Annotated in this window: 3 protein-coding genes and 1 pseudogene; all 4 read right to left on the bottom strand. The window is 45.3% G+C overall.

All coding sequences use genetic code 11. From position 1 onward, the window contains the following. Positions 1-1,414: GldG family protein (locus tag QT974_RS26790; protein WP_333471447.1), on the bottom strand; the 1,414-nt coding region annotated here is incomplete at its 3' end. A gap of 44 nt (positions 1,415-1,458) precedes the next feature. Continuing rightward, positions 1,459-2,361 (bottom strand): Rpn family recombination-promoting nuclease/putative transposase, encoded by a 903-nt coding sequence (locus QT974_RS26785; protein WP_333471446.1) that lies wholly within the window; start codon positions 2,359-2,361, stop codon positions 1,459-1,461. 115 nt (positions 2,362-2,476) lie between these two features. Beyond that, entirely contained in the window at positions 2,477-3,277 is an 801-nt protein-coding gene (locus tag QT974_RS26780) for an ABC transporter permease (protein ID WP_333471451.1), read from the bottom strand. Positions 3,278-3,308: 31 nt separating this feature from the next. Continuing rightward, a pseudogene (locus QT974_RS26775) lies at positions 3,309-3,978 on the bottom strand (hypothetical protein); the annotation flags it as partial.

The raw sequence follows: 3,978 nt of genomic DNA, 5'->3' as shown, positions 1-3,978 counted from the left end.
GCGATGCTTGGGGTGAAGGCGATGGCGAAGTTGTCGGCGATGCTTGGGGTGAAGGTGACGGGGAAGTTGTCGGCGATGCTTGGGGTGAAGGCGTTACTGGTGTTGGTGAGGGTGTTGGTGAGGGGTTTAAGGGAGTGCTATCAGAGCCCGATCGCACCAAAGCCACACCTAATAATAACGGGCCTTGTCGATCGGTCTTCGGATCGAACTCCAATTTCTTAGTCGTCAAATCGCTTTCCGCCCAACTTTCCTGACTCGTCCACAGCAGCGGTTTTTCTTCTATCCCGACTACTGGCGAGGTTTCTAAAGCACGTGCAAACGGATACAATGAAATACCGCTACCGAAACTTTGAGTAATCGGATGTTGACCGTAACGCGTGACTGTGGGAACTGTGGGGCCCAGACCAAATTTTTGACCGGTGCCCGAAGCATCGATCGCCAAACGGGTGTCTAGTTTTATACCCCATTCTTGCAAAAATTTGTCCAATCCGGTATTAATTGCCGGGTCTACCATTAACAATAAACTGCCACCGCGATCGAGATAAGCTTTTAGTGCTTTAATTTCTGTATCGGAAAAAGGTTTTTCGAGGCCGGGAATTATTAAAGCATCTGCATCTTCCGGAACCTCTTTGCGCTCGGTAAGATTCAGCGTTTGAGCCTTATAGTATTTATCTTTCAGAGATTTTTCGGCTTGCTGGATTCCGCCTTGACCTTCTTTTAGCGGCCGTGCACCTTTACCTTGCAAAAAGTAAACTGTAGGATTGCGAGTGCTGAGAATTTCTTCTAAGCCATTGGTAAGTTTGATCTCTGACAGACCTAGATTCGGGTCGCTACCAAAAGCAGTACCACTTTTTTGTAGGACTTGTTTTTTGTCACCGGATTGTAAGTACACTTCTCCGATGCTGGTAATGCTAAATTCCCGGGCTTTTCCCGGTTGGGATTGCGGGTCTACAAACTCGTATTGAAATTTTTCACCTCCCTCGCGTTTGTAGCTTTGCAGCAATTCTTTAATTTGCGGGTTTTGGATGGGGTCAAATACCCAAACTTTGACAGTTTGTTGCAAATTTCGCAGGATTTGCTGAGTCTGGGGGGCGAGTGTAAATTGTTGGCTTTCGGTTAAGTCTGCGCGGACGGGGTAGCGAAATGCTATGAAGTTAATTACCCCGAGAATCATAAAGACTGCGAGGGTAGCAATCAGAGCGTTGGTACTCGCTTGAGTGGAACGCCGCCCCCAAAAACCTTTTGCATAACTCAAAGATAGCAGCCAAAGTGCGATCGTCACTATTCCGGCAATAACTAGACCCACTGTCAGGGGTTCCCATGCTCCTGATACCAGCGCTGCTGTTAGCCCCGCTGCTGTTAAAAGGGGGCCGAACCAAAAAATATACTTCCAATTTGTTTTGCTAATTTTCATAATCTAAATATTGTATTACCTAATTCCGCTTCTAAAATGTTATTTTATATCGACCGAGACTCCAACCACGCTGTTAAATCTGACTGCTGGTTGAAGTCCGGGATGGCATCTCCTAAGTCTTCTAATTCCTGTAGCCCTAATTGACGGATGCAGTTTTCAGTTTCCGGTTCTATTGTGCCTAAACGCCGCACTATTTGACGCAATACCAACGACAACTGAGTAGTTTTTTTCTCCTGTTCCCTTGCTAAATCTATGGCAATTTGCTGGTCTTTCATCCACTCTTCTTGATTGTCCAATTGTTTTAATTCTTCTTGACTAAAGTTTTCTTCCCTAGCCATTCTCAAAGCTTTTTCAATTTCCGGAAATCTCCTGAGTATTTCTGGTTCTGTGCTCAGAGTGCTAGGATTTTTGAGAAAGTAAATCCATCGCTCTGCGGTTGTTTCTAATGCTGCTAATTCTTTTTTGAATTTGGGGAGTTCGACAAAGACTAATTCTATTTCAGTATCAAGACAGTCAAGTTGTGGATCTTTTTCTTTGAAAACAAACCGGGTCAGACATTCCGATTGATTCTCGAACATTTCAAAATCTGCAATCTTTAACGAAATTACTGTTTTTAATTTCTCAGAGCGTTCTTCCCTAGTTAACTGCATACTATAGGTTTTGGCAGCGTTGTACAAAACTCTTTTCTCGAAAGAAGGCACGTTGAGCAGTTGGATTTCCACGAGGGCGATTCTACCGCCGTTGATTGTGGCTTTGACATCTAGGCGTGTTTCTGGGACTACCAAAGTTTGATTGGTCGGTTGGGAGTCGATTATTTCTAAGTCTTCGATTATTGGCTGTGCTTGATAAAGGATAGCGTTTAAAAAATTAATCAGGATGTCTTTGCTGTCGTTGGAACAAAAGATTTTTTTGAAAGCAAAGTCGTTTTTAGGATTGATAAATCTCATTGTTTGAGTTGCTTTAGAGAATGATTTGCATGAATTGGTAATCGGTATTGAAATTGGTAATAGGGAGTTGGTAATCCTCCCCCTGTCCCTATTTGAAGTCGGAGTCCTTGGCTGCTTAAGAACGCTGATATCGCAAGGCGTCGATGGATTGGGCTGTGAGAAATACTCCTAAAATGATGTAACTGAAAAACATAACCAAGCTGCTGGTATCAAAAACTCCCTTGACAAGATTGGTGTAATGTGTTAGTAGCGAAAGTTGTCCTAAGGCTGAGCCGAAGGGCCCGCCGATAGTGAGGGCGACGACATCTATTGCCCACAGAAATAATACTAGAGCGAAGGTGAGGATTGCTGATAAGATTGTGCTTTCTGTCAGCGAGGAAATAAACATTCCGAGGGACAATACTGCTGCTGCTAGGAGGATGAGACCGCCGTGTCCTAGCATGAGGACGGTGGGGGGTACGGGTGGGGTTGAGCTACTCAGGGCGATCGCCTCGCACAATAGCAAGGGTAGTAACATTGTGGTATAAAATGTTAAAACACCCAGGAGTTTGCCGGTAGCAACTGCCCAGTTTGTTAAGGGAGATGTAGCTAGAAGTTCTAAGGTTCCCCGCTTCCGTTCTTCTGCGTACAGTCCCATTGAGAGTACAGGCAATACGAACAGTGAAAGAGAACCCATCAGGCGCAGAAAGAGTTGCAAAAATTCGTAGGCTACATCAATGGGAGGCTCGGTAATTCCCGCTTGATCTCGCTGACGTATTTGTGCAATTAACCCACCGTCGCCGAGGAGAATTGCGATTAAAAAAAATCCCGTAATCAACCAAAAGACGGTGGCGATGGCATATGCTAATGGCGATGCAAAGTAGCTTTGCAGTTCTTTGCGGTAAATTGCGACTATATTACTAATCATGACTAAGATTTAGAAGTTGGGAATGGGTGATTGGTCATTGCTAATTGGTTGATTCTGAGTCGCCTGGTTGTTGTGTTTGCCTGTCGTCGCTTTCCTGTTGTTGTACTTCTATTGGTATTTGTCGCTTTCGGTTAACAGGTGGCTGTTCAGGCTGAGAATCGCTGGTAGGTTGTGGCTTTTTCTTGAGTTGCCGATTTTTGGCTGTACGTTGCGTTTTGGGTGGAGAATCTTCGATCGACTCTACGCTTTTTAGTCCTGGTTGCGATTTGGGTTGAGAATCTTCGATCGCCGAGGGCGCACCTACAATCCGTTGAGGTGGAGAATCTTCCCTCAACTCTGGGGTTTGAGCAACTGACAGATTTTCGACTGTAACAGGTTCCGAGTTGCGAGATTCGATCGCCGAGGGCGCATCTATAATCCGTTGAGGTGGAGAATCTTCCCTCAACTCTGGGGTTTGAGCAACTGACAGATTTTCGACTGTAACAGGTTCCGAGTTGCGAGATTCGATCGCCGAGGGCGCATCTATAATCCGTTGAGGTGGAGAATCTTCCCTCAACTCTGGGATGTGAGCAACTTCTTCCAGAAAATCTGCAACTGATTGTAGTTCAGGTTCTAAATCGCTGATTATCTCTGGCGTTTCCGCTGCTTCTGGTTGCGGTGCTGAATCCGAATGCTCGATCGACTCTACAATTTCTACAATCGGTTCCGGT

This window comes from Microcoleus sp. BM001215392, from assembly GCF_036700185.1.
In the GTDB taxonomy this organism is placed as follows: Bacteria; Cyanobacteriota; Cyanobacteriia; order Cyanobacteriales; family Microcoleaceae; genus Microcoleus.
This window is presented reverse-complemented; position numbering and strand designations above follow the sequence as displayed.